The 18,508-nt window shown below is 32.1% G+C and carries 20 protein-coding genes; 6 read left to right on the top strand and 14 right to left on the bottom strand.

Annotated elements, in window-relative coordinates:
- Window positions 1–106: 106 nt before the first annotated feature.
- The 4 genes from carA (at window position 107) to QGM60_RS17185 (ending at window position 5,153) form a co-directional block, all read left to right on the top strand.
- Entirely contained in the window at window positions 107–1,207 is a 1,101-nt protein-coding gene (gene carA / locus QGM60_RS17200; RefSeq protein WP_281141495.1) for a glutamine-hydrolyzing carbamoyl-phosphate synthase small subunit, read from the top strand.
- Between the two features lie 217 nt (window positions 1,208–1,424).
- Complete coding sequence (gene eno, locus QGM60_RS17195) at window positions 1,425–2,714, top strand: phosphopyruvate hydratase (RefSeq protein WP_281141494.1); 1,290 nt, start codon at window positions 1,425–1,427, stop codon at window positions 2,712–2,714.
- 176 nt (window positions 2,715–2,890) lie between these two features.
- Window positions 2,891–4,177 carry a citrate synthase gene (locus tag QGM60_RS17190; protein WP_281141493.1) on the top strand — a complete coding sequence of 429 codons (1,287 nt, stop codon included), beginning with the start codon at window positions 2,891–2,893 and terminating at the stop codon, window positions 4,175–4,177.
- A gap of 64 nt (window positions 4,178–4,241) precedes the next feature.
- Window positions 4,242–5,153 carry an arginine deiminase family protein gene (locus QGM60_RS17185; RefSeq protein WP_281141492.1) on the top strand — a complete coding sequence of 304 codons (912 nt, stop codon included), beginning with the start codon at window positions 4,242–4,244 and terminating at the stop codon, window positions 5,151–5,153.
- Between the two features lie 6 nt (window positions 5,154–5,159).
- On the opposite strand, the gene QGM60_RS17180 is transcribed toward QGM60_RS17185, so the two are convergent.
- From QGM60_RS17180 to rsfS, 6 genes are all read right to left on the bottom strand, one after another.
- Window positions 5,160–5,429, bottom strand: a complete 270-nt coding sequence (locus QGM60_RS17180) for an acyl-CoA-binding protein (RefSeq protein ID WP_281141491.1) — start codon at window positions 5,427–5,429, stop codon at window positions 5,160–5,162.
- A gap of 1 nt (window position 5,430) precedes the next feature.
- Window positions 5,431–6,084, bottom strand: coding sequence for a phosphatidylserine decarboxylase family protein (locus tag QGM60_RS17175; protein ID WP_281141490.1), 654 nt, complete (start codon window positions 6,082–6,084; stop codon window positions 5,431–5,433).
- Window positions 6,074–6,895 (bottom strand): phosphatidate cytidylyltransferase, encoded by an 822-nt coding sequence (locus QGM60_RS17170; RefSeq protein ID WP_281141489.1) that lies wholly within the window; start codon window positions 6,893–6,895, stop codon window positions 6,074–6,076. Before QGM60_RS17170 ends, QGM60_RS17175 begins: the two co-directional genes overlap by 11 nt.
- Window positions 6,895–7,503, bottom strand: a complete 609-nt coding sequence (locus QGM60_RS17165) for an LUD domain-containing protein (protein ID WP_281141488.1) — start codon at window positions 7,501–7,503, stop codon at window positions 6,895–6,897. The genes QGM60_RS17170 and QGM60_RS17165 overlap by 1 nt, the downstream gene beginning before the upstream one ends.
- 104 nt (window positions 7,504–7,607) lie before the next feature.
- A complete protein-coding gene (gene ftsH / locus QGM60_RS17160) occupies window positions 7,608–9,563 on the bottom strand; it encodes an ATP-dependent zinc metalloprotease FtsH (RefSeq protein WP_281141487.1) in 1,956 nt (651 codons plus the stop codon).
- Between the two features lie 17 nt (window positions 9,564–9,580).
- Window positions 9,581–9,952 carry a ribosome silencing factor gene (rsfS, locus tag QGM60_RS17155; protein ID WP_281141486.1) on the bottom strand — a complete coding sequence of 124 codons (372 nt, stop codon included), beginning with the start codon at window positions 9,950–9,952 and terminating at the stop codon, window positions 9,581–9,583.
- Between the two features lie 95 nt (window positions 9,953–10,047).
- Between rsfS and QGM60_RS17150 the strand changes: the two genes are divergently transcribed.
- Entirely contained in the window at window positions 10,048–10,779 is a 732-nt protein-coding gene (locus tag QGM60_RS17150) for a biotin--[acetyl-CoA-carboxylase] ligase (protein WP_281141485.1), read from the top strand.
- Here the strand turns inward: QGM60_RS17150 and QGM60_RS17145 are convergent.
- Window positions 10,776–11,174, bottom strand: coding sequence for an SRPBCC family protein (locus tag QGM60_RS17145; RefSeq protein WP_281141484.1), 399 nt, complete (start codon window positions 11,172–11,174; stop codon window positions 10,776–10,778). The genes QGM60_RS17150 and QGM60_RS17145 overlap by 4 nt on opposite strands.
- Window positions 11,175–11,266: 92 nt before the next feature.
- Window positions 11,267–11,911, bottom strand: a complete 645-nt coding sequence (pyrE, locus tag QGM60_RS17140) for an orotate phosphoribosyltransferase (protein ID WP_281141483.1) — start codon at window positions 11,909–11,911, stop codon at window positions 11,267–11,269.
- 118 nt (window positions 11,912–12,029) lie between these two features.
- Between pyrE and QGM60_RS17135 the strand changes: the two genes are divergently transcribed.
- Window positions 12,030–12,611 (top strand): NUDIX domain-containing protein, encoded by a 582-nt coding sequence (locus tag QGM60_RS17135; RefSeq protein WP_281141482.1) that lies wholly within the window; start codon window positions 12,030–12,032, stop codon window positions 12,609–12,611.
- 63 nt (window positions 12,612–12,674) lie between these two features.
- Here the strand turns inward: QGM60_RS17135 and QGM60_RS17130 are convergent, their stop codons facing one another.
- From QGM60_RS17130 to QGM60_RS17105, 6 genes are all read right to left on the bottom strand, one after another.
- The gene (locus QGM60_RS17130; protein WP_281141481.1) at window positions 12,675–13,691 is read right to left on the bottom strand and encodes a TQO small subunit DoxD; all 1,017 of its coding nucleotides are present in this window, start codon (window positions 13,689–13,691) and stop codon (window positions 12,675–12,677) included.
- 12 nt (window positions 13,692–13,703) lie between these two features.
- Window positions 13,704–14,117 (bottom strand): DsrE family protein, encoded by a 414-nt coding sequence (locus tag QGM60_RS17125; protein WP_281141480.1) that lies wholly within the window; start codon window positions 14,115–14,117, stop codon window positions 13,704–13,706.
- Between the two features lie 153 nt (window positions 14,118–14,270).
- The gene (locus tag QGM60_RS17120; protein WP_281141479.1) at window positions 14,271–14,612 is read right to left on the bottom strand and encodes a hypothetical protein; all 342 of its coding nucleotides are present in this window, start codon (window positions 14,610–14,612) and stop codon (window positions 14,271–14,273) included.
- A gap of 295 nt (window positions 14,613–14,907) precedes the next feature.
- The gene (locus QGM60_RS17115; protein ID WP_281141478.1) at window positions 14,908–15,825 is read right to left on the bottom strand and encodes a hypothetical protein; all 918 of its coding nucleotides are present in this window, start codon (window positions 15,823–15,825) and stop codon (window positions 14,908–14,910) included.
- Entirely contained in the window at window positions 15,818–16,567 is a 750-nt protein-coding gene (locus tag QGM60_RS17110; RefSeq protein ID WP_281141477.1) for a PoNe immunity protein domain-containing protein, read from the bottom strand. Before QGM60_RS17110 ends, QGM60_RS17115 begins: the two co-directional genes overlap by 8 nt.
- A gap of 87 nt (window positions 16,568–16,654) precedes the next feature.
- A complete protein-coding gene (locus QGM60_RS17105; RefSeq protein WP_281141476.1) occupies window positions 16,655–18,412 on the bottom strand; it encodes a M14 family metallopeptidase in 1,758 nt (585 codons plus the stop codon).
- Between the last annotated feature and the right edge of the window lie 96 nt (window positions 18,413–18,508).

Below are 18,508 nucleotides of genomic sequence, written 5' to 3'. Positions count from 1 at the left end.
ATCATTTATAAATATAAAGGATAAGCTATTTTAGTTTATCCTTTTTTTTTGGAATTTTGTAAAACCTTATTCTCGTACAAGCGAGATCTTTTTGAAAAGACTACAAATGAAATATAAACAAAGAAAAAAAGCCTTAATTCTTTTAGCTGACGGAACAATTTTTTATGGTAAATCCATAGGAAAAGAAGGTTCTGCATTTGGTGAAGTGTGTTTTAATACTGGTACAACTGGTTATCAAGAAATATTTACTGATCCGTCATATTACGGACAGTTAATGGTAACAACCAATGCACATATTGGTAATTATGGTACAAAAGAAGCCGATGTTGAATCTGATAGTGTAAAAATAGCAGGTTTAATATGTAAGAATTTCAGTTTTGAATATTCTAGACCTGGAGCAGATATGTCTCTTGAGGATTTTTTTGAGAAGCATAATACTTTAGCTATATCAGATGTAGATACACGAGCTTTAGTCAGCTATATTAGAGATAATGGAGCAATGAATGCTGTTATATCTACAGAAGTTGATAAAATAGATGAACTAAAAGCGCAATTAGCCGAAGTACCTTCAATGGTAGGCTTAGAGTTATCATCAAAAGTATCTACAAAAGAACCGTATTATTTTGGTGATGAAAATGCTACTTATAAAATAGCAGCACTAGATTTAGGAATCAAAAAGAACATTCTTAGAAATCTAGCTGCACGTGATGCTTACATAAAAGTATTTCCGTACAATTCAAAGTTTGAAGATTTAGAAGCCTTTAATCCTGATGGATATTTCTTATCTAATGGACCTGGTGACCCAGAACCTCTATCAGATGCAATCGCATTAGCCAAAGAAATTATCTCTAGAGATAAGCCTTTATTTGGTATTTGTTTAGGTCATCAAGTTATTGCTTTAGCAAATGGTATTTCAACTTATAAAATGCATCATGGTCACAGAGGAATTAACCATCCAGTTATGAACCTTGTAACTGGTAAAGGTGAAATTACATCTCAAAACCATGGCTTTGCTATCAATAGAGAAGAGACTGAAGCGCATAATGATATTGAAATTACTCATGTTCATCTCAATGATGATACTGTAGCAGGTATTAAAATGAAAAACAAAAATTGTTTTTCAGTACAATATCATCCAGAGGCTGGTCCAGGCCCAAATGATGCAGTCTATTTATTTGATCAATTTATAGAAAATATTCAAAAATAAATGATAAAAAAAACGCAATGAAACTTAAGTTTTATTGCGTTTTTTTAGTTACGAAAACATTTTAGTAAAGATTAATCATAAATATGATTTTTCGTTAACATTTAAGCTATAGATTTTCGTAAATTTGAATAAACTGAAAGGTGCTGTAATACTTGACTTGTTTAGAAATTAAACACCTTTCGATTAATAAATTAAAGTTAACTAAAACCAAAGAATAATGAGCATTATAATTAATGTACACGCAAGGCAAATTTTAGATTCCAGAGGGAATCCAACTGTAGAAGTAGATGTAGTAACAGAAAATGGAATAATGGGTAGAGCTGCAGTGCCTTCTGGTGCTTCTACTGGTGAGCACGAAGCTGTAGAGTTAAGAGATGGTGGTGATACCTACATGGGAAAAGGTGTTTTAAAAGCGGTGGATAATGTTAATTCAATAATTGCTCAAGAGTTAATGGGAATTTCTGTTTTTGAACAAAATGCCATTGATAAATTAATGATAGAATTAGATGGTACACCAAACAAATCAAAGTTGGGTGCTAATGCGATTTTAGGTGTGTCTTTAGCGGTTGCTAAGGCAGCAGCAAATGAGTTAGGAATGCCTTTATATCGTTATGTTGGTGGTGTATCAGCAAACACTTTACCTTTACCAATGATGAATATTATAAATGGTGGTTCTCATAGTGATGCTCCTATAGCATTTCAAGAGTTTATGGTTATGCCAGTAAAAGCTAAAAACTTTACGCATGCTATGCAAATGGGAACTGAGATTTTCCATAACCTAAAAAAGGTTTTACACGATAGAGGTTTAAGTACTGCTGTTGGCGATGAAGGCGGCTTTGCTCCAACTTTAGATGGTACAGAAGACGCTATTGATACTATTGCAAAAGCAGTTGAAAAAGCAGGTTACAAATTTGGTGAGGAAGTTATGATTGCATTGGATTGTGCTTCAGCTGAATTTTATGTAGATGGAAAATATGATTACTCTAAGTTTGAAGGTGAAACAGGAGTTATTAGAACAAGTAAAGAGCAAGCCGATTATTTAGCAGAATTAGTAGAAAAATATCCAATTATTTCTATTGAAGATGGAATGGATGAAAATGACTGGGATGGTTGGAAATATTTAACCGAAAAAATAGGTGATAAAGTACAGTTAGTTGGTGACGACCTATATGTAACAAATGTAGAGCGTTTATCTCGTGGTATTGAAAATGGTATTGCAAATTCAATTTTAATCAAAGTAAACCAGATTGGTACATTAACAGAAACTATTGCAGCTGTAAACATGGCGCACAATGCAGGTTATACATCGGTAATGTCTCATAGATCTGGTGAAACAGAAGATAATACTATCGCTGATTTGGCTGTAGCTTTAAATACAGGACAGATTAAAACAGGTTCTGCTTCTCGTAGTGATCGTATGGCAAAATACAATCAACTATTACGTATAGAAGAAGAATTAGGAGATGTGGCTTATTTTCCGCAAGAAAAAGCTTTCAAAGTAAAGTAAGACTCAAGTAAAATAAATGATTGAAAAAGCGATTACCCATTAAAAAGTAATCGCTTTTCTATTTAATAGAAAATAACAATACTGATATTGTTAAAACGCTTATAAATCCCCTTTAAAAATCGTAGGATATTTTGTAAATTTACCATCCTAAAATTCAAATAAAACAATATAAAAACATGTCAGATAAAGCTACCCTAGAAATCAATGGTAAAAAGTATGATTTCCCAATTGTAGTAGGTTCAGAAAATGAAGTTGCTATCGATATTAAATCCTTAAGAAGTTCAACAGGTGGAGTAATAACTATAGATCCAGGTTACAAGAATACTGGAAGCTGTGAAAGTGCTATTACTTTCTTAGATGGTGAAAAGGGAATTTTAAGGTATAGAGGGTATTCTATTGAAGAACTAGCTGAAAAAGCTGATTTCTTAGAGGTTGCATATTTGTTGATTTTTGGAGAATTACCAACTAAAGAACAACACGACAAGTTTCATGATGACATCAAGAGCCATTCTGTGGTTGACGATGATGTAAAGAAAATTTTAGAGGCCTTTCCTAAATCTGCCCATCCTATGGGTGTGCTTTCTTCTCTTACAAGTGCTTTAACAGCATTTAACCCATCTTCTGTAGATATTAATTCAGAAGAGGCAATGTATAATGCTATCGTAAGAATATTAGGTAAGTTTCCAGTAATTGTTGCGTGGACAATGCGTAAAAAACAAGGGCTGCCATTAGAATATGGTGATGATAGCTTAAGCTACGTAGAAAACGTCTTAAAAATGATGTTTAAGAGTCCAAACCGTGAGTATGAACAAAACCCAATCTTAGTTAACGCTTTAGATAAGTTATTGATCCTTCACGCAGATCACGAGCAAAACTGTTCGGCTTCTACAGTAAGAATTGCAGGTTCATCTCATGCTGGTTTATTCGTGTCTTTGGCATCTGGTATTTCTGCACTTTGGGGACCACTTCACGGTGGTGCTAACCAAGCGGTTTTAGAAATGCTTGAAGCTATTAAAGAAGATGGTGGTGATACTAAAAAGTATATGGCAAAAGCTAAGGATAAAGATGATCCTTTCCGTTTAATGGGCTTCGGTCACCGTGTTTATAAAAACTTTGACCCTAGAGCTAAAATCATCAAAAAAGCAGCTGATGAAGTATTAGGAGATTTAGGTGTGGAAGATCCTATTTTAGATATAGCTAAAGGTTTAGAAAAAGAAGCCTTAGAAGATTCTTATTTTGTGGATAGAAAATTATATCCTAATGTAGATTTCTATTCTGGGATTATTTACAGAGCTATGGGTATACCAGTAGAAATGTTTACTGTAATGTTTGCTTTAGGTCGTCTACCAGGTTGGATAGCACAATGGAGAGAAATGCGCATGCGTAAAGAACCTATAGGAAGACCAAGACAATTATACATTGGTGAAACTCACAGAGCATTTGTGCCTATCGAAAAAAGATAATTTCTCAATATAAATTATTAAAAAGCTTCATAAATTTTATGAAGCTTTTTGTATTTTACCCTCAATGAAACTACATATAAAAAACGAAACGTCTCGGTTAAGAGCTGTAATACTTGGAACAGCAGTAAGTAATGGTCCAACTCCTTCAATAGAGGATGCTTATGATCCTAAATCTTTAGAACATATAAAAGCAGGTACATATCCAGTAGAAGAAGATATGGTGTCGGAAATGGAAGCAGTTGCTAAAGTTTTTCAGAAATATGATGTGCAAGTTTACCGACCAGAGATTATAAAAGACTGTAATCAGATTTTTTCAAGAGATATTGGCTTTGTAATTGACGATATTTTTATAAAGGCCAATATTCTTCCAAATCGCGAAGAAGAGCTTGAAGCCATTCAATATGTAATTGATAAAATGGATCCTAACAAAGTAATTCGTCCTCCAGAGGAAGCACATATAGAAGGTGGTGATGTTATCGTTTGGAATGATCATATTTTTATAGGAACATATAGAGGTGAAGATTACCCAGATTATATTGTAGCGCGTACCAATAAAGCAGGTGTAGATTACATCATTGAAAAGTTTCCAAATAAAAAAATCAAAAGTTTTAACCTTAGAAAGTCACAAACCAATGCTATGGAAAACGCTTTACACCTTGATTGTTGTTTTCAACCCATAGGAAAGGATAAAGCTATTCTTCATAAAAATGGATTTTTAGAAGAAGAAGAATATCAGTGGCTGGTAGATTACTTTGGAAAAGACAATATTTTTGAAATTACCAAAGAAGAAATGTATCATATGAATAGTAATATTTTCAGTATTTCTGAAGACGTTATTATTTCAGAACAGAACTTTACTAGGCTTAATACATGGTTAAGAGAAAACGGGTTTACTGTTGAAGAAGTGCCATATGCTGAAATAGCAAAGCAGGAAGGTTTATTACGTTGCTCTACTTTACCTTTAATAAGAGATTAGAAACTTTTACTTTCTGTAAAGAAAATAATTGTTCACTAAGTCTATATACTCTCTTTTAGCTTCATCTTGACTAATCTTCTGCACTTGAAAAAGTGCATTAGTTTTGAAAGCATTTATAATGGGCTTTCTACTACTAGGTCTACCATAATCGTTGGTGGCCTTTTTGTAATAGGCATACAAGCGTAAAAGAAAATCTGCAGGAAAGGGTTCTGTGTACGCATTTACGCGCTCTACAGCATCTAAAAATTCAGTATCTAAATCTTCTTTTGAGGTCATTTTATTTCATTTCAGCAATGATACTTTCTCCTCCTCGAACCTTTTGGTTTAGTTCTACTTTGATATCGGCATCTAAGGGTAAAAATAAATCAACCCTAGACCCAAATTTTATAAATCCAGAATCAGCACCTTGAATAGCATTTGAATTCACTGTAGCATAGTTAACGATGCGTTTTGCAAGTGCACCAGCAATTTGTCGGTATAAGACTTTTCCAAAACCTTTATTCTCCACAACTACAGTAGTACGTTCATTTTCTTCACTAGCTTTAGGATGCCAAGCCACTAAATATTTACCAGGATGATATTTGCTATAGCTTACATTACCACTTATAGGATATCGAGTAACATGAACGTTTATAGGCGACATAAATACAGAAACCTGAATACGTTTATCATTAAAAACTTCTTTTTCAAAAACCTCTTCTATAACAACAACCTTGCCGTCAACCGGAGATAATGCTTGTTTTTCGTTAGGATGCGTATTGCGTTTAGGATTCCTAAAAAACTGAAGTATTAATAAAAAGAATATTAAAAAGGCTAGCATTAAGCCTTTTCGCAACCATTCGTTAGTAGCAAATTCATCAATTAAGAAAATAGCTCCAACCACTATCACTAATGTAACGAATATAATTTTATGACCTTCTTTATGAAACATAGGTTATAATTCTTAAAAATAAATAAATAAATGGTGCTGCAAAGATAACAGAATCTAACCGGTCTAGTAAACCTCCATGACCTGGCATTATCACTCCACTATCCTTAACACCAGCTTGTCTTTTAAATTTAGATTCTATTAAATCCCCAAATGTACCCAAAACACTCACAATTATTGCTAAAATTAGCCAACTATTAAACTCTAAACCTTCAAAATATAAAGAGATAAAATAACTGGATACACAGGCAAAAAATAAACCACCTAAAAAACCTTCAACTGTTTTTTTTGGTGAAATACTCGGAAATAGCTTCTGTTTACCAAAATTTTTCCCAACCAAATAAGCCGAACTATCATTTACCCATACCAATATAAAACTACCTAAAAGTAATAATGGCGTAAACGTACTTCTGTAATTTGCTATTAGTAGCATAAAAACAAAACCACTAGAAAGATAAAATGTTGTAGCTATATAGCGTTTAGATTCAAATAGAGGAATCTTTTTTTCCGTGAATAAATCTTTAATGAGAATGAGATTTACAAAAATGGTTATTACCAATAAAATTTGAATAGCTTCATTACTACCTCTAGCATCATTGTGATAAATGCAGAGATACCAAAATATTGAATATAGCAGTACAAAAATAACGTACTGGATATAAGATTTTAGTTTAATAAGCTTACTGAACTCAGCAAGACACAAAACACCAAAAAATCCAATAATAGCAATAGATGTATTTTGTAGGTATAATGAACCAACAAGTAATAAAACATAGATAGCACCAGAAACTGCTCTTATGGCTAACTCTTTCATTATAGGTCTTCTAATAGTAGTAGGTAAAGGTTTTTTGCACTACTTCCGTAGGTTAAAAAATCCTTATCATCATCTGTTTTAAAATTCTTTATGGTAGTGATGTTGGTAGGTATGGCTGTCTTGCTTTTTTCTTTTATTCCTTTAAGTCCTTCACCAATATTTTCTACAAATTGACTTGTAGTAGCATAGATTATAAAATGATCAGGTAATTCAATCAATTTTTTCTCTGCTATTTGATTTGAAGAAATTAAAAGTGATCCATCATCAGAAATTAAATATTCACATGTAGACAAGAAATAAGCACTTTCACTAGCATTCTTTGTACTATTAAGATTAAAATCTTTGAACAAATCAGAGAGACGATTATCTACAAGAAAGACTTTATCATTATGCCAATTGTTTTCATCTAGGATAGCATTAAAGCTTTCTTTTATTTCTTCCATATTTTCGCAATACAAAAATTTGCCACCGTTGGCTTTGAAGTTTATAGTAAAGCGTTCATCAGCAGGCAACTTGATTTCAGGCATATATTTGCCACGCTCTTGATTTGGTATGTTTTCTTCTGGCTCATTAGTTTTTTTGCCAAAGAATTTACGAAATAAGCTCATTCAATAGTTGCTATTAATCTCTAAATATGGTGTAATTCTCAAATATAAAAAAACTTAAACTAACATAAGATTAATTTAAGTTTTTTATAAGGTTTTATAAAGGTCTATTCCTCTTCTTCAGTAGCTTCTACTGTAATAGTATCTCCATTTTCAAACGCGCGTTTTCCGAATATTTTTTCTAAATTATCTTTGAAAATCACTTCTTTATCTAGTAAAACTTCAGCTAGTTCGGTAAGCTTGTCTTTGTTCTTTTCTAATAAATCTATAGCACGTTGATATTGTGCTTCAATGATATCAGAAATTTCTTTATCGATAAGTTCAGCAGTCTGCTCACTGTAAGGTTTGGTGAAACCATATTCTGATTGACCAGATGAATCATAATAAGTTAGGTTACCTACTTTGTCACTAAGACCGTAAATAGTTACCATAGCACGTGCTTGTTTTGTAACCTTTTCTAAGTCGCTTAAAGCTCCTGTTGAAATCTTATTGAAGATTACTTTTTCAGCAGCTCTACCACCTAAAGCGGCACACATTTCATCTAACATTTGCTCTGGTCTAACAATTAGGCGTTCTTCAGGTAAATACCAAGCAGCTCCAAGAGAACGACCTCTAGGAACGATAGTAACTTTTACCAAAGGAGCAGCATGCTCTAACATCCAACTTATTGTAGCGTGACCAGCTTCGTGGAAGGCTACAGCACGTTTTTCATCAGGAGTAATAATTTTATTTTTCTTTTCTAGACCACCAATGATTCTATCTACGGCATCTAAGAAATCTTGTTTGTTTACAGCTTTCTTACCTTTTCTTGCAGCAATTAAGGCCGCTTCATTACAAACATTAGCTATGTCAGCTCCAGAGAAACCTGGTGTTTGTTTTGCTAAGAAATCAATGTCTAAAGTTTCTTCTTTTTTAAGCGGACGAAGATGAACTTCAAAGATTTCTTTACGTTCTCTAACGTCTGGAAGGTCTACGTAAATCTGACGGTCAAAACGACCAGCACGCATTAATGCACTATCTAAAACGTCTGCTCTGTTAGTTGCAGCTAGTACAATAACGTTTGTATTTGTACCAAAACCATCCATTTCTGTTAAGAGTTGATTCAATGTGTTTTCACGTTCATCATTAGAGCCAGAGAAATTATTTTTTCCTCTTGCTCTACCGATAGCATCAATCTCATCAATAAAAATGATTGAAGGAGATTTCTCTTTAGCTTGTTTAAATAAGTCTCTTACACGAGAAGCTCCAACACCTACAAACATCTCTACGAAATCAGAACCAGAAAGTGAAAAGAACGGTACTTTTGCTTCACCAGCAACTGCTTTTGCTAATAAGGTTTTACCTGTTCCAGGAGGTCCTACAAGCAATGCACCTTTAGGAATTTTACCACCTAAAGAGGTGTATTTTTCTGGAAACTTCAAGAAATCTACAATTTCTTGTACTTCTTCTTTTGCCCCTTCTAAACCAGCAACATCTTTAAAAGAAGTTTTAGTATCTGATTTTTCATCAAAGAGTTTTGCTTTAGATTTTCCAATATTGAAAATCTGTCCACCAGCACCTCCGCCACCACCAGATGACATTCTACGCATGATGAAAATCCACACTCCGATAATTAAAATGAAAGGAAGTAATGTTAACAAGAAGTCGCCCCAAACATTGTGTTCGGTTTTAAAAGCTACAGTAACATTTAAGTTGTTTTCAGCTTTTATTTTGTTAATTTCTTCTTGAAATAAGGTTAAATCACCGAATTCAAATTTATAATTTGGAGATGCCGTTACGGAAGGAAATATACTATTCGGTTTAGAACTTTTATGGATTTCTTTGTCCTGAGCTTCTGATGTTAAGTAAACTCTCGCTTCACGATTGTTTATAATCTCTACCTTTTTTACATCACCACTTTGTAGGTAAGTAAAAAATTCATTAGGTGTCGTTTGTTTACCTGTAGATTCACCAAAACCTCCAGAGAAAAATTGAATTCCTAGAAATATTGCAATGATAACTCCATATATCCAATACGGATTAAGCTTAGGTTTTTTATTTAGGTTTTTATTGTCTTTTGCCATTAGTAGCTTTTGTCTATTTAGTAACTTGTTTCTATTTGTGTGGTTTTAGCATCTCCCCATAGACTCTCTATGTCGTAGTAATCTCTGATGTGTTTTTGAAAAACATGAACTACAACATTTACATAATCTATAAGTACCCATTCAGCATTGTCGGTGCCTTCAACATGCCAAGGTTTGTCTTTGAGGGTTTTGCTAACTAGTTTTTGGATGGAATTGACGATTGCGTTAACTTGTGTATTAGAAGTACCTTCACAAACTATAAAATAATCACAAACCGTATTTTCTATTTCTCTTAAATCTAAAATTGTTATCTCTTTACCTTTTACCTCTTCAATACCAGCTATGATAGTTGTAATGAGTTGGTCTGCACTAGCTTTTTCTTTCGTCATTAAATTGAATTAAATTTATGCAAAGTTATTATTTTTTTAGTACTTGTAAGCCTTATTTTGTCTTAACAAATCTATAAAATAAAACTACTGTTTTAATGTACATTATCAAACTTAATGCCATTGACTCTACAAACACGTATCTTAAAGAGATGGTGTCTGCAGGAATACCTGATGATTACACGGTTGTAGTAACTGAATCTCAGGAAGAAGGACGTGGGCAAATGGGTACGATGTGGCAAGCAGAAAAGGGCAAAAACCTTACTGTTAGTGTGTTTAAGAGATTGCCGAATCTAAAAATTGAACAGCAGTTTTATATAAGTATGGTTATGGCTTTAGCAATTTTAAAGACTTTAGAAGCATTAGAAATTCCGAAATTAAGTATTAAATGGCCTAACGACATTTTGTCAGCAGATCAAAAAATATGTGGGATTTTAATTGAGAATGTCATAAAAAATAATGCTTTAAAAGGCACTGTTTTAGGTTTTGGACTTAATGTTAACCAGAAGTTTTTTGACAATTTACCTCAAGCGTCTTCACTGACTTTGCTCACAGGAGTGACTTATGATAAGGACGAAATTTTATCTAAAATCCTAAAAAACCTGCAATTTTATTTTGAAAAACTAGAGTCTAGAAAGTTTAGTGAAATAAAAGAGGAATACGAAACTTTACTTTTTAGAAAAGAAAAACCTTCAACATTTCAATTGTTAGATAATGAAATGTTTTCTGGAATAATAAAAGGGGTTTCAGAAGATGGAAAGCTTAATGTTTGGACGGAAAAGGATATAATAAAAAGCTTTAATCTTAAAGAAGTAAAACTGCTGTATTAAACAGCAGTTTTCATATTTGTAGCTAAAGTTTCTATAAATTTACTAATAGGCCCTTTAATCATCATAGCCATCATAGCATTAAATTCGCCATTAAAAGTTAATTGTACTTCACTTTTTTTGTTAGCATCTACTTCAGTGATATGACCAGTTAAGGCAAAATCTAATTTGCCACCAGCTGCACCTAAAACAATTTTGCTATGTGGAATTGTTTCTTTTTTCTTAAGTACGATTTCAGGCATACCTTTCAGAGCAAAAAGAAATTTATCATCGTCTAAAACTTCAAATTTGCTAATGTTTTCTGGCATTAAAGCTTCGAAGTTTTTGACATCAGATAGAAAATTGAATGTTTCTTCTGCTGATTTATCTAAAGTAACCTTTGGAGATTCTAAATTCATTTTTTTGTTGTTTAATAGTTTAATCGCTTAGCTGTTAATCAAAAGTTCGTTTTAAAAACATTTCAACAATTAAACGATTCTACATATTATTATCAATTAGCGTTCCATTCGCTAGGATTGGCATTCCATTGTGCTAAAATGTCTTGTTGCTTTTCTGTAATGTAGTTGGTTTCAAGAGCTTGTTCAAGCAAATTTTCGTAATTGCTTAGTGTGTTCAATTCAATATTAGCTTCTTTGAAATTTTCACTAGCCACATTAAATCCGTAAGAGAAAATTGCCACCATGCCTTTTACGTGTAAATCAGCTTCTTTCAATGCAGCAACAGCGTTAAGACTACTTTTTCCGGTGCTGATTAAGTCTTCCACAACTACAACAGTCTGACCTTTTTCAATAAAACCTTCAACCTGGTTTTGACGACCATGCTTTTTAGCTTCGGGTCTAACATAGATAAAAGGAAGGTTAAGGTATTCTGCCACCAAAGCTCCAATACCAATGGCACCTGTAGCGACACCTGCAATAACATCAGGTTTGCCGTAGTGGTGCTCGATGTGTCTTGCCATGGTTTCCCTAATGTAATTTCTAATGAGAGGGAAGGAAAGGACTATTCTATTGTCACAATAAATTGGCGATTTCCAGCCAGAAGCCCAAGTAAACGGATTGTCGGGCTGTAATTTTATAGCGTTAACTTGCAATAAAACCTCTGCGGTTTTCTTTGCGGTTTCTTTGTTAAAAATCATGATGCAAAAATAGTGAATTTTAAAAGTTGGGAAATTTTAATTTAAATTAATTTTCATTTGAAAAGCTTTCCAATAAAAAATAATACTTTTACATAAGTAATGCGATAAAAAATCTTTTATGCACACTATATATGTTGGAGATAAACCAATAATCTTAACTACAAAAATTGAAAAAGAAACAGATTTTAAATCATATCTTCTAAAATCTGTAAACATCGGAAAGGTAATTAAGACACTTAATAAAACAGATTTACAAGCTGTACATCTCATTCATGATGATCCAGATAAACTTTTAAAAAAGTTTTTGAAACTGTTACCAAACGTTGTAGCAGGTGGTGGTAAGGTTTTTAATGCTAAAGGTGAAGTTCTATTCATTTACCGAAATGATAAATGGGATTTGCCTAAAGGGAAAGCCGAGCGTAAAGAAACCATTGAAGAAACTGCCATACGTGAAGTAGAGGAGGAGACGCAAGTAAGTGGTCTTAAAATCACGAAACCGCTACCGACAACCTATCATATCTTTAAACGTAATGGAAAGCATAAAATAAAAATCACCTATTGGTTTGAAATGAAAACAGATTTTGATGGTGAACTGCTGCCTCAAGAAAAGGAAGGTATTACTAAAGTGAAATGGTTAGACAGTAAAGCGTCTCAAAAAGCATTGGAAAATAGCTATGCCAATATTAAGATTTTAGTTTAAAATTTATTGATAAAAGATAAAATGAAAGCCCTAAAAGGATATTAACTTTTAGGGCTTTTTTGTTCAATTATTAACTTGATGTTCCCAACTTGCGCCACTGACATCAGTGATTTTTAGGGTATGGATGTTATTATCCAGATTTTTAATTTTGGAATCCTGGATAGAAAGTTTAGCCTTTGCTCCAAGAGGAATTATTAAACTATGTTTTCCAGGTTTAACTTTGGTAACATAATAGTTATCAATTGTCAATGTGTTGGATATAGCAAAATCATTATGAGATAGTTCTAAAACGGTTTCATTATTTGAATTTTTAAGTTCAATACTAATTATCCAAGCACCATAAACATCAACACCTTCAGTTCTGTAAACTTCAAAGGATAAATTGTCATTCTCAATTTTTCCGTTAGAAATTTCAACATGAGGTTTTACCGATTTATTATGAAGTGTTCCCCAAAGCCCACCATGAAAAACTTGATTGGTGTATAATGAAATTCCTAAAATTAGAAAGGAACCAACAATCACGATTTTAGAAAAAAGTTGATCTTTTATAGGTAAAATACCTGAAGCTAACCATTGAAACGATTTTTTCTGGGTGATTTTAAAATCCTTTTTAATCAGATAATTATCAATCGAAAGTTTTCCGCCTCCAGAAAGGAAGAGCAGAAATCCTGTAGCAATGCCTAAGATACCGATTTGCCATTCGTCTAGGCAAGTTGTGCCAATCCAACCAGAACCTAATAAAATTCCCAAAGCCAGCATGAATACTCCAATACTCATCAGTCTGGTGAAAAACCCAAACATTATTAATAGACCGACAATACCTTCTATAATAGTGAAAATTACCATATGCCACCACAAGGCTTCAGGATGGGTGACCAAATATTCTATCATGGGTTTTATACCAAGGGCATGAGGCAAAAAATGATTAAATTTTTCACCAATATAACCTGCGGTATCAGGATCTAATTTATCTGCTAAAAACAGTCGCCTCCAAAAGGCTGAAAAGTAAGTCCAGCCAACCACTAATCTTAATGCTAAGGCTAAAAAACCAGCATCATTTTTTATACTTGTAGTTTTCATAAAAGACTGAATTTAAATAGTAAGTGTTATAAATCCTTGCTTTGCTAATTGAAAACCATAGAGTATACCATTTTCGGTCAATTCCATGGTGTTCGGAATTTTATTGGGATCGATATTGAACTTTTTTAAGGAAATTCCACATACAAAAACTCTTATATTTTGAGCTTTTGTTTTTTGTAAAAGGTGTTTTAAGTCTTCATTATTCGGAATGTTTTGTACTGTTTTTCCACAAATAATGACAAAGAATTCTCCGAAGTTTGCGCCATCTTCATCTGCTAAAGCTGTTGCGGTTAGTAGTACTGGATTTAATTGCTTTATATTTTTTGAAAGCACTACATAATTGTGCTTTTCTGAGCTGAACTCTTGTGCTTCAACTGTTCCTAAAACCATCAGGAACAATGAAGTTATTAAAAATAGTTTTTTCATTTTTTTTAAGGTTTAATGCGTGCTGAAAAACAGGGAGTATAAAGTGTAACTAAGGTGTATTATAGAATAGCTTTATTCCTTTTTTTCAGAATTGTAATTGATAAAATAGCAGTTGTGACTGCTTCCGTTTTATAAAATTTTAAGGGAAATCAATTACGAATAAACCTTTAGGTTTTGGTATAAAATATAGAGTGGAACCTCAGACTCAGTTTGAGTTTTGGCCGTGTAAGTTTTAAAACTATGTTTTTCAGAATTATCGAAAAACAGAAAACTATAAAACTCTAAAGTAGATAGTTTATAAAGTTTTATAGTCGGTTTAGAAGTGGACTGAACAACTTGCGAAAGTTCAACATCCTGACAATTGGATTGAGAAACCGTTGTTTGGCTTTTGTTAGAAACTTCAGTTTTAGGAATGCCAATTTCAGCCTGAATAAAATTTCTGACTTTACAAGGGGAAACTAATAATAGAACGGCTAATCCTATTATTGAAAACATTCGATTTGTACTGACTTTTGCTTTCACGATACTAAAATAGAGCTTAGTTGATGAAATTTTGTTGCAGGAATGTTAAAAAAGAAACTAAGTACCAATAGCAACAGTTATGTTTTTATTAGGAATTCTCCTATTTAAGAATATCAACATCTGCTATTAATATTGCTATATTTCTGTTAACTTAATTGTCTGGATATATTTTAGCTCTTATTAAAATAATTATGGTGTTCTTTTTTTTGAGACTAAAAAAAAGCTATTGAAACAAGTTGGATTACGAAACTTTTATTTTTATTATTAGCTATTTACAGAAACTGATATTCAATTTATTATGTAACCATTTTATCTGACGCGACATTTCAACAATAGTAGCATATTTTCTCTTGAAGGAATTATCATTTTTTTCTATTTCTTTTATAATTGAAAGATATTTTAGATAAGTGCCATAATCTAAAGTGTCATCTGTGTAACATATTATGACCTTATTTGACTCTAGTATTTTTTTTAAATTTATCAAGTTAAGGTCCATCACATTTTCCCCTCCTAATTTAAATCCTTTATTCGTTAAAGTTATACATCTATAAGTTGTTTTCTCTAAAACCTCATTAATGACCTTAGGACGAATAGAATATAAAACGTCTTCTATTAGATATGGTAATTTTTTATATTTCCATTCATTTGGAACATCAGGGAACATTTTACTCTCGTTAACACGTCTTTCATTTTCGATTTTTTCAATACTATCTTTTCTAATTAGTTGTTTTCTTGTTAATAACTTTTCTTTTGGTTTTAGATTAAAAAATGAAGGGTGTAATTTATGGTCTAGACCACGTTGATTGAACTTTTTATCAAAATTAGTACGGTATATAATATGTTTCATATCTTCTACACCAGCAATTTCCGTTTTTACTGAATCAACAATTTTATAGGGTGTTTTGGCATCAGCAAAAATCTGTACAAATCTATTAGAATAAACGGTTAAATCTGTAAAAGGTGCACTTTGATAAGGTGTGACATACAACTTGTATTTTAACTCGGAGTATTGTATAGTGTCTTTTTCAAAAATAAGTATACCGTCTTTAGTTATATATATTGATTGTGTTGAGCCATAATTTAATTTATGGTCATTTTCTATATTAGGCAGATCTATATTTAGATTTTGACTATTAATAAAGTTAAAGATGAAGAAAAATGATAATGTAATTTTTACTCTAGTCATTTATAATTAAATTTTTAGGGTAGTACATGTTGTCTCTAAAACAACTATCGTCTATACCTTTAATTTTCACTATAGCTGCAACTTCAAAAGCCCAATAACCAAAGAAATCTAATCTTTCTTCTGGTAATAAATGAGAATTATAAAAACCAGCATTTTTATAACTTTTATACCATTCTTTTTCTAAATAAACTTTTACCATTTTAGAGCAAACGTTATCATCTTTCTCAAAAATGATATCCATTATTTTTGTTTTGGGTTTTTCTGGATAAATGTTTTCTGATATTATTCTGTCAGGGAATTTATAAGACAACAAGTAGTCATATAATCCATCTTTAACTTTGTCATTGTCTATTATATCTCTCAGTGTTTCAAAATAAACTTCATCAACATCAAACAAAACTAAGAAAGACAATAACTTTCTCATAAAAAAATTATACTCCAACCAATACATGGCATAATATATAGGTTTTCTTCCTTTACTAACCTTAACTAGTTCTGGTTGCCAATGATCTTTTATTAAATTAATAATTTTAGGTAAGTCTTTTAAAAGTTCACTTTTTTCTTCGTCTAATGAATATTTAATATGAATAACGTTAGTTAAGTTTATTGCAAGAGCAACTTTAAATTTATCATAGAGACTAACATCAAAACTCTTAAATTTTTCTGGAAATGATGATATTACTTTTAGTCTCTGTTTTAACACAAGTTTATAATATTGTTCTGTTTTTTTATTACAAATCATATTTTATTGTGAATTAAAAATATCTCAAATTCCATTTAGAATAAATTAATAAATCTCTCTTCTTCGTTAATATTCAAAATTGCCATACTATTCTAATCTATAAACAGGATACTGCAAATGCACTTTTTCATAATTAGCACTTTGCTTATGTAACCAATCTAATTGTGCATACCAATTATTAGCAAATTTTTCATCATAACTAACTTTAACATCAAATTCCATTTTTAGTTTTTGATTAGATGCAAGAAGTTCTTCAGCTTTATCTTCCCAAACATAAGGAGAGAAATGTTCCTTTTGTTGTAGAATGGTATCGAAGAAATTCCAGTTAAAAAAGGAATCAGGAGCGGTAGGTTCTAAAGTTTCTAATAAATAGCGTAAGCCTTTTTGATTGGTTGAAACCATATAATCACCTTCTTTAAAATGTACTTTTTCATGAGATGATGTCACTTTGGTATCGTAATGCTGATAGTGACCTTCGTATGGTGAATTTCGAGTTTCGTAAGTAGAAATTTTATAAGACTCTACGGTTAAAGTAGTGTCTTTTTTTAATTGCTTCATTTCAATAGCATTCAATTTCAATAAATCAATAACGTTGTGCCAACCTTGTGGTATAATGTAAGCTTTAGGAATGGTAACTTCTGAAGTTGATTTAAAATAATTCTGGTAAACTACTTCTTTAGTAAAAGGTTTAGTTCTGTCATATTTTAGTCGTTGTGCTCCTGTAATATTACTTGGCAACATTTCTCCTTCATAACCTTTAAAGGTCAGGGTTGAGGTTTTCGTCGTATCAACTTCCCAAGTCAAAGCATATGTTTTTCCTACTTCCCAATTTTTGGACTGTTTTTTTCGTAATGCTGTAATTTTATCACCTTGTTCTTCGGTGATTTCTATCATGCTTTTCATTAACTCATAAGTGCCTTCAACACGTTGTTTGTAAGGTTTTAGCATGTGCGTTTCTACCATCATTCCGAGTGTATTAAACAATGTTGTGTAACCCGTTGAATATCTTGGTGAATCCATAAATTGCGAAAATCCAGTTTCCGGCACACGATTAAAAACATTAACGTAGGGTGTAATATCCCAAGATTTTGAAGCTAGTTTTTCCTCAAGTTTAGGCATAATTTCGGTATGAAGATAGTCGCCCAATTCACCTCCTAGTTTATTATGTTGTGTAAATAAGTGTGTTAGTGTGTATTGATAATCGGCACCATTACTTACATGATTGTCAATAAATACATCAGGTTGTACTAAGTGAAATATTTCGGCAAAAGTTCTTGCATTTTTAGTGTCAGCTTTAATGAAATCTCTGTTCAAGTCATAATTGCGTGCATTTCCTCTAAAGCCATAAGCTTCAGGTCCGTTTTGATTAGTTCTAGAAGTAGAATTTCTATTAAGACTTCCTCCAACATTATATACAGGAATGGTAACCAAAACCGTTTTTTTAGGCGCTTCAATTTTCCCTTGAACAATATCTCTGTATAACATCATAGTGGCATCAATTCCATCAGGTTCTCCAGGGTGTATGCCGTTATTTATCAATAAAATTCGTTGGGTTTGTCTGATGCTTTCAAAATCATCACCAGAGCCGCTTGTGTTTAAGGTTACAATATGCAGTGGTTTGCCAGAATCAGTTTCACCTATAGCTTTAATTGAAATTTCTGGGTAAGCTTCAGCTAAGTTTGAATAATACGCAATTGTTTCTTCGTAAGTAGCAGTTTTTGAGCCTTCACTTTTTTCAAAAACCGTAGTAAAATCATAATCAGATTCTTGATTTTCAGTTTGAGTTTCTTTGGTTTTTTCGTTGCAGGATAAAACAATAAAAAATAACAATAGAAGTTTTTTCATGGTAGATGTGATTATACTTCAAACTTAACGATTTTAACTAAATAATGATGTTTAGATTAATTTCAAAAGCTTAAAAAAATAGTAATTTTGCAGTCC

The organism is Winogradskyella sp. SYSU M77433, from assembly GCF_029911945.1.
GTDB lineage: Bacteria > Bacteroidota > Bacteroidia > Flavobacteriales > Flavobacteriaceae > Winogradskyella.
Note: the sequence above shows the minus strand (reverse complement) of the source record. Positions and strands in the feature narration are given on the sequence as shown.

What these genes read in the sequence shown, in the direction of transcription:
- eno (WP_281141494.1), top strand. Translation starts at nt 1,425, where the DNA reads ATGAGCATTATAATTAATGTACACGCAAGGCAAATTTTAGATTCCAGA.
- QGM60_RS17165 (WP_281141488.1), bottom strand. Translation starts at nt 7,503, where the DNA reads ATGAGCTTATTTCGTAAATTCTTTGGCAAAAAAACTAATGAGCCAGAA.
- QGM60_RS17190 (WP_281141493.1), top strand. Translation starts at nt 2,891, where the DNA reads ATGTCAGATAAAGCTACCCTAGAAATCAATGGTAAAAAGTATGATTTC.
- QGM60_RS17150 (WP_281141485.1), top strand. Translation starts at nt 10,048, where the DNA reads ATGTACATTATCAAACTTAATGCCATTGACTCTACAAACACGTATCTT.
- carA (WP_281141495.1), top strand. Translation starts at nt 107, where the DNA reads ATGAAATATAAACAAAGAAAAAAAGCCTTAATTCTTTTAGCTGACGGA.
- QGM60_RS17170 (WP_281141489.1), bottom strand. Translation starts at nt 6,895, where the DNA reads ATGAAAGAGTTAGCCATAAGAGCAGTTTCTGGTGCTATCTATGTTTTA.
- QGM60_RS17120 (WP_281141479.1), bottom strand. Translation starts at nt 14,612, where the DNA reads ATGTTTTCAATAATAGGATTAGCCGTTCTATTATTAGTTTCCCCTTGT.
- QGM60_RS17185 (WP_281141492.1), top strand. Translation starts at nt 4,242, where the DNA reads ATGAAACTACATATAAAAAACGAAACGTCTCGGTTAAGAGCTGTAATA.
- QGM60_RS17135 (WP_281141482.1), top strand. Translation starts at nt 12,030, where the DNA reads ATGCACACTATATATGTTGGAGATAAACCAATAATCTTAACTACAAAA.
- QGM60_RS17110 (WP_281141477.1), bottom strand. Translation starts at nt 16,567, where the DNA reads ATGATTTGTAATAAAAAAACAGAACAATATTATAAACTTGTGTTAAAA.
- QGM60_RS17145 (WP_281141484.1), bottom strand. Translation starts at nt 11,174, where the DNA reads ATGAATTTAGAATCTCCAAAGGTTACTTTAGATAAATCAGCAGAAGAA.
- QGM60_RS17125 (WP_281141480.1), bottom strand. Translation starts at nt 14,117, where the DNA reads ATGAAAAAACTATTTTTAATAACTTCATTGTTCCTGATGGTTTTAGGA.
- QGM60_RS17115 (WP_281141478.1), bottom strand. Translation starts at nt 15,825, where the DNA reads ATGACTAGAGTAAAAATTACATTATCATTTTTCTTCATCTTTAACTTT.
- ftsH (WP_281141487.1), bottom strand. Translation starts at nt 9,563, where the DNA reads ATGGCAAAAGACAATAAAAACCTAAATAAAAAACCTAAGCTTAATCCG.
- pyrE (WP_281141483.1), bottom strand. Translation starts at nt 11,911, where the DNA reads ATGATTTTTAACAAAGAAACCGCAAAGAAAACCGCAGAGGTTTTATTG.
- QGM60_RS17180 (WP_281141491.1), bottom strand. Translation starts at nt 5,429, where the DNA reads ATGACCTCAAAAGAAGATTTAGATACTGAATTTTTAGATGCTGTAGAG.
- QGM60_RS17105 (WP_281141476.1), bottom strand. Translation starts at nt 18,412, where the DNA reads ATGAAAAAACTTCTATTGTTATTTTTTATTGTTTTATCCTGCAACGAA.
- QGM60_RS17130 (WP_281141481.1), bottom strand. Translation starts at nt 13,691, where the DNA reads ATGAAAACTACAAGTATAAAAAATGATGCTGGTTTTTTAGCCTTAGCA.
- QGM60_RS17175 (WP_281141490.1), bottom strand. Translation starts at nt 6,084, where the DNA reads ATGTTTCATAAAGAAGGTCATAAAATTATATTCGTTACATTAGTGATA.
- rsfS (WP_281141486.1), bottom strand. Translation starts at nt 9,952, where the DNA reads ATGACGAAAGAAAAAGCTAGTGCAGACCAACTCATTACAACTATCATA.